The following is a 6,227-nucleotide window of genomic DNA, read 5'->3' as shown; positions in this document are numbered from 1 at the left end:
CGAGCTTTTCGGCATTGAGTACACCCGCCGAGGCTGGAGCTGATCTGAATGCTTCCAGTCCCGGTGTGCAGGCCGCACGAGCCCAGCTGGAATCCATTGCCGCGCAAATGCGCCCCTATTTTGACAGTGGTGCCGTCGGTTGGACGGCCAATGGACTGGTGGCCATTCATGATGCTTCCGCAGTGCCTTTGCAGGCACGCGCCGGCCTCAGTGGCCTGGTTAGCAGCAATAATAGTGCCTTGCAGAATCTTTACCAACAAATAGCCAACGCCAATGGTCATCCTGATTGGGAAGGACAAATTCAACAGACTTTTGCCCAGACCTGGATCAGTAAGGCCCCTGCAGGATACTGGTATCAGAACGCCAGTGGTCAGTGGCAGAAGAAATAAACACCATTTTGCAGAATATTCTGGTTTTTGATATCGAAACGATTCCGGATATTTCCGGAGGTCGGCGTCTGCATGGTATTGATCTTGCCGATGATGCGGGAGTGGCCGAATTGCTGCAGCATCAACGCCGAATTGAAACCCAGGGCGCCAGCGAGTTTTTACGCCCTTATCTACATCAGGTGGTCGCTATATCTGCGCTTTGGTGGCAAGGCGATCAGGTTAAACTCAGCAGCTTTGGCGCAATTGAGGATCCGGAAGCGACGCTGGTGCATGCTTTTTTTCAGATGATTCAGCGTCACTCTCCACAATTGGTGTCCTGGAATGGCGCAGCCTTTGATTTGCCGGTGTTGCACTATCGGGCTTTTTTGCACGGCATTCCGGCAACACGATACTGGGAACAGGGACAAAACGATCCTAACTATCGCTGGAATAATTACACCAGTCGTTATCATGAGCGCCATCTGGATCTTATGGATCTGCTCTCTGCTTACCAGGCGCGTAATGTTGCGCGCTTACAGGACATGGCCCTGTTGTTGGGGCTGCCGGGCAAACTCGGCATGAGCGGTGCGGAGGTCCTGAATCATTATCAGCAGGGCGAAAAAAAAGCCATTCGCCAGTACTGTGAAGTGGACGTTCTGAATACTGCCCTGCTGCATTTGCGCTTTGAGTTGACCCGGGGGCATCTGGACAAGTTGGCTTATGAGGCGCGTCAGAACCAGTTGCGCAGCTATTTGCAGGGTCGAGATGAAGCCCATATCTGCGAGTTTCTGGACTTGTGGCCGGAGAACCTGCATGTCGCGTCCTAAGCTTATTCGCGATGCAGTACCCGAACGGTTACACATTGAAAGCCTGGATGCAGAAGGTCGGGGCGTTGCTCGGGTGGACGGCAAAGTGCTTTTTGTCGATGGTGCCCTGCCGGGCGAAGATGTCATGGCCCGGCGCACCGAAAATCACAAAACTTTTGAACGGGCCGAAACCGTCGCCCTCCTGAAAATTTCTTCATTGCGGGTAACACCCCCCTGTCCTCATTTTGGATTGTGCGGCGGTTGCAGTTTGCAGCATCTGGATGTGAGCGCGCAGGTAGCCATCAAGCAGCGTCAGTTGGAGGACAACCTCTGGCGCATCGGTAAAGTGCGACCGCAGAGAATTCTCCCGCCCATTTTTGGCCCGAGTTTGGCTTATCGAAGCAAGGCCCGGCTTTCGGTGCGGACTCCCAAGACCCGTGGTGCTCTGGTAGGTTTCCGAGAACGCAGCAGCAACTACGTGGTCGATATGAACCAGTGTCTGGTGCTGGATCCCCGCGTTGGACAGCGTATTCCGGAACTTCGGGCCCTGATTGGCAAAATGCAGTCTCCCCAGGATTTCCCCCAGATTGAAGTGGCCTGCACCCCCGACGCCGTGGCTTTGGTGTTTCGCCATATGCGTCCACTGGCGGACAGTGATCTTATGTATTTACGTCAATTTGGACTGGATCACGACCTGCAAATTTGGTTGCAGCCGCGCGGTCCTGATACTTTGCATCCGTTGGTCCCCGAACAACCGCCTGCCCTGCATTATGACCTGCCGGATTATCAACTGCGGATGCGCTTTGATCCTTTGGTATTTACTCAGGTGAATCAGTCAGTCAATCAGGTGACGGTGCGTCGTGCCATGGCTTTGCTCCGTCCTCAGGCCGGTGACCATATTCTGGATCTGTTTTGCGGTTTGGGGAATTTTACCTTACCCATGGCGCGTTTGGGCGCGAATGTGCTGGGCGTTGAAGGCGATGCACGGCTGGTGGCACTGGCTGCAGAAAATGCAGCCGCCAATGGGCTCGCGGCGCAAGCCCAATATCAGGTGGCTGATCTGACCCAGGCGCGGATGAGTGATTTTCAGATGGCAGGAACTATTGACAAAATGCTCATTGATCCGCCCCGGAGTGGCGCCATGGAAGTGTTGCAAAGCCTGACTCCCGGAGTGTCGCGTCTGGTCTATGTTTCCTGTAATCCGGCGACGCTGGCCCGGGATGCCGAATATCTGGTGCATGAACGTGGTTACCAGCTGAAAGCAGCGGGTGTCATTAACATGTTCCCACATACTGCCCATGTCGAATCCATTGCCCTCTTTGAAAAATGAAACGCCAGCAAACTGGTTTTGGGTGGATGTTTCCACTCAGAACCTGCGGGTGATGCAAGCTGCGCACGAAACAGTGCAATATCCCATTTCAACGGCCCTTAACGGACTTGGAGAATGGTGTGACAGCGCTTGTACGCCACGTGGTTGGCATCAAGTCAGGGCGAAAATTGGCGCGGGATTGCCAGCTAATGCGATTCTGCGCGGACGCCGCTGGACGGGCGACTGCTATGACGCCAGTAAGGATCCGGACGAAAATGGCCATCAGGACTGGATACTGGGGCGGATTCTCTGGCTTTCAGGTATGGAATCCGGATTGAATCGTGGCGGTTGCTGCGATACGTTCCGGCGTTACATTTATATTCATGGCACAGCCGATACCGCTCGTCTCGGTCAGCCCGTCTCGGCAGGCTGTATTCGCATGAGCCCGGAGAATGTGTGCATCCTTTTCCCTGAAACTACTCCAGGGCTTCCTGTTTTTATTGGGCTACAGCCCCCTGTTGATTTCCCCCGTTGAGGAGGTTCTGAATGGCCTGGATTCGCTTACCCCGATTTCGTCGTGCCGTAAACGTATTCAACCCGAAACTGTTTGAAAGCTTGTCTCTGGCTGCCTTTTTGGCCTGGGTAGGCCTGGGTTCAGATGCTTTGTCCTCATCGGCCTATGGTCCTCCGGAAATTTATTATGCCTTGAAGGGGCATGAATATCTGGCGGTTTTCCTGGCCATTGGTATTCCGGTTTCGGTTTTCATTATCTCGGCGGGTTATAAGCAGGTGATTGCCTTATTCCCGGATGGCGGTGGCGGTTATCATACGGCCTCAACGCTGCTCGGTCCGAAAGCGGGCCTGGTCAGCGGTTCAGCCCTGATTGTGGATTATGTTCTGACCGCTGCCATTTCCGTGGCCTCTGGTACCGAAACATTGCTCAGCAGTCTGCCGTCCTATTGGTACAGTGAGCGCATCCTGATGGATGTGGCTATTTTGCTCTTTCTGATTTTTATCAATTTGCGCGGCATGAAGGAATCCATCAAGATTCTCTTGCCCATTTTTATGGCGTTTGTCGCTACGCATATCATCATGCTGGGTTTTGGCCTGGTCAGCCATGTTGGGGATATCCCAACCATAGCTCACAACACGGTGGCCGGGGCCCAGCACGATAGCCAGTTGTATGGCTGGATATTTATTGCCGCACTGGTCATGCGTGCCTTCAGTCTGGGCGGTGGAACCTATACGGGTCTGGAGGCCGTGGCTAACGGGGTCCATATCATGCGCGAACCGCGCATCCAGACGGGTCAGCGGACCATGACCCTGCTGGCCACCTCCCTGTCACTGGTGGCCGGAAGTCTGATATTCCTCTATCTCATGTATCACGTTCATGAACATCAGGGGCAGACACTCAACGCGGTGCTTTATAGTGCCATCACCAGCGACTGGACTATTGCCGGGATCCATTTTGGACCTACAGCGACGGTAATTACTTTGGTTACGGAAGGATTGCTACTGTACATTGCCGCTAATACCGGCATTATCACTGCCCCCATTGTTATGGCCAACATGGCAGTAGACCGCTGGCTTCCTGAGCGTTTTTCCTATTTATCGGACCGCTTTGTATCGCGAAACGGTATTTTGCTGGTCGGCTTTGCGGCGGTGGTGATTTTGCTGGCTACCGGCGGGCACGTGAGTATTCTGGTGGTGCTCTACAGTATCAACGTGTTTATTACCTTCACGCTGACCATGGCGGGGCTGAGTCGCCACTGGTTTACCCAGCGGCATCATGAGCCGCGCTGGAAAGGCCGGCTCACTATCAGTGTGCTCGGTTTCATCGTCACAGCATCCATTCTGGCTATTACCATTTTCGAAAAATTCGACGCCGGTGGCTGGTTTACCTTGCTGGTAACATTGATTGTTGTTGTGCTCGGATACCTGATATATCGGCACTACAAGAGCATCCGCAAAATTACCGCTGAGCTGGATGAGACCATGCTCGATGTGGTGCCGGAACATCTGGAGCCGGGTCCCAATTTGCCCCTGGACCCCCGGGGCGCGACGGCAGTCTTTTTTGTGAGTCGCTTTGATGGCCTGGGTTTACATACCTTGCTGACGGCGCATCGTATGGTTGGTGGCTTTGTCAAAAATTACGTGTTTTTGCTGGCTGGCATTGTCGGACAGGGAGAATTCAAGGGCATCAAAGCGCTCGAAGATCTGAAGGTCTATGTGGAAGCAGAAGCCAATCAGTATATGGCCTTCTGTCGTAATGAAGGGATGGCCGCCACCTGGTTTGCTACCTACTCCACGGATCGCATTCTGGCTATGGAAGAATTGGCGGATGTGGCTATACGTTACTTTCCGCAAAGTATCTTTTTTGCGGGGCGGGTGATTGACAATCGGAGCAAGGGCCCTTTCCATGGCCTCCTGCATGACGAAGTCAGCTTCATCGTCCAGGACCGTCTGCAGCATGACGGTTTCAGTATGATGATTGTTCCGGTCCATGTGCACGGTATTCCCAGTCAGCCGCCGCGTATTGAATTACCGATTTCCATGTCGCCAGATATGGAATTGGTCCAGCAGGAGGATGTGGACAAGGAAGGGAGTAAGGCAGCGGCTCAAGCCTCATCTCCAGCAAAAGCAGATCCGACCGTGGAGACCGGCCCAGATGCCCCACCGCGCTGAACCGCGATTGCTCATGCGTGGTCCTTTGATGGTGGATATGGCTGGTCTTTGGCCAACACCCGAAGAGTTTGAACGGCTCCGCCAGCCGGAGGTGGGTGGCGTCATCCTGTTCGCCCGTAACTGCGAAGATGCGCAACAGGTTCAGGCGCTGTGCCAGGAAATTCATGCGCTGCGCAGCCCCCCACTCCTGATTGGCATCGACCAGGAAGGTGGTCGGGTGCAACGTCTCAAAAAAGGCGTGACACGTTTTCCGCCGATGGCCAGGCTGGGTCAAAAGGCCGAGGCTCAGGGTCTGGAGGCGGCGCAATGCCTGGCTTATGACTGGGGGCGTCTGCTGGCCAATGAATTGCGGGAAATCGGCGTAGATTTCAGTTTCACGCCCTGTGTAGATCTGGATCGCGGAATTTCCCAGGTGATTGGTGATCGCGCCATTCACCGCAATCCGGATTGGGTAGGTGCCATTGCAGCGCGTCTTTGGCAGGGGATGTCTGACTCCGGTTTGCAGGGAGTGGCTAAACATTTTCCGGGCCATGGTGCTGTGGCAGCCGATTCGCATCTGGCCTTACCCCGCGATGATCGACCATTTGCCGCCATTGAGGAAGACTTGCAGCCTTTCCGCTACATGATCCAGGCAGCCATTCCGGCGATCATGCCCGCCCATTGTCTGTATCCGCAGATAGACCCCGAGCAGCCCGCCGGATTTTCATCGCGTTGGCTCACAGGGGTATTGCGCGGAGAAATGGGTTTTTCAGGCGTCATTGTCAGTGATGATTTGAGCATGGTGGGTGCCCATGTGGCGGGAGACATGGCGGCACGGGTAGATGCGGCACAGGCTGCGGGTGCGGATTTGCTTCTGGTTTGCAATGATCCTGATGGTGCCTATGCAGCCATTGAGCACCTGCAAAATCAAGGAAAGCAGACCGGGACGAATACGCTTGCGGCTCTTGCTGGAGCCGCCGGAATTCCCTTGTCAGCCCCTGAGCGCGCCCGCTGTATGCACGAAATTACCGAATTATCTTGTTAAGCTCTTGTTTTTCCCGCGTCGCGTATTAGAATACG

Annotated in this window: 6 protein-coding genes; all 6 read left to right on the top strand. The window is 54.4% G+C overall.

The window, feature by feature from the left end:
* Positions 1-389 (top strand): DUF1318 domain-containing protein (locus tag HJG40_RS02175; RefSeq protein ID WP_215862679.1); only part of this gene is annotated, 389 nt, incomplete at its 5' end.
* The gene (locus HJG40_RS02170; RefSeq protein WP_215862678.1) at positions 374-1,195 is read left to right on the top strand and encodes a 3'-5' exonuclease; all 822 of its coding nucleotides are present in this window, start codon (positions 374-376) and stop codon (positions 1,193-1,195) included. The genes HJG40_RS02175 and HJG40_RS02170, both read left to right, overlap by 16 nt.
* Positions 1,182-2,504 carry a 23S rRNA (uracil(1939)-C(5))-methyltransferase RlmD gene (gene rlmD / locus HJG40_RS02165; RefSeq protein WP_215862677.1) on the top strand — a complete coding sequence of 441 codons (1,323 nt, stop codon included), beginning with the start codon at positions 1,182-1,184 and terminating at the stop codon, positions 2,502-2,504. The genes HJG40_RS02170 and rlmD overlap by 14 nt, the downstream gene beginning before the upstream one ends.
* Positions 2,473-3,018, top strand: a complete 546-nt coding sequence (locus HJG40_RS02160) for a L,D-transpeptidase (protein WP_215862676.1) — start codon at positions 2,473-2,475, stop codon at positions 3,016-3,018. The genes rlmD and HJG40_RS02160 overlap by 32 nt, the downstream gene beginning before the upstream one ends.
* Positions 3,019-3,029: 11 nt before the next feature.
* Positions 3,030-5,168 carry an APC family permease gene (locus HJG40_RS02155; protein ID WP_215862675.1) on the top strand — a complete coding sequence of 713 codons (2,139 nt, stop codon included), beginning with the start codon at positions 3,030-3,032 and terminating at the stop codon, positions 5,166-5,168.
* Positions 5,152-6,192, top strand: coding sequence for a beta-N-acetylhexosaminidase (nagZ, locus tag HJG40_RS02150; protein ID WP_215862674.1), 1,041 nt, complete (start codon positions 5,152-5,154; stop codon positions 6,190-6,192). Before HJG40_RS02155 ends, nagZ begins: the two co-directional genes overlap by 17 nt.
* The last annotated feature ends 35 nt before the right edge of the window (positions 6,193-6,227 follow it).

It is taken from the genome of Acidithiobacillus concretivorus, assembly GCF_018853445.1.
Taxonomy (GTDB): Bacteria; Pseudomonadota; Gammaproteobacteria; order Acidithiobacillales; family Acidithiobacillaceae; genus Acidithiobacillus; species Acidithiobacillus concretivorus.
The sequence above is the reverse complement of the archived record's forward strand: the minus strand, read 5'-3'. Positions and strand labels throughout refer to the sequence as shown.

Coding starts and splice junctions, on each gene's coding strand:
- HJG40_RS02155 (WP_215862675.1), top strand. CDS start 3,030: ATGGCCTGGATTCGCTTACCCCGATTTCGTCGTGCCGTAAACGTATTC.
- HJG40_RS02160 (WP_215862676.1), top strand. CDS start 2,473: ATGTCGAATCCATTGCCCTCTTTGAAAAATGAAACGCCAGCAAACTGG.
- rlmD (WP_215862677.1), top strand. CDS start 1,182: ATGTCGCGTCCTAAGCTTATTCGCGATGCAGTACCCGAACGGTTACAC.
- nagZ (WP_215862674.1), top strand. CDS start 5,152: ATGCCCCACCGCGCTGAACCGCGATTGCTCATGCGTGGTCCTTTGATG.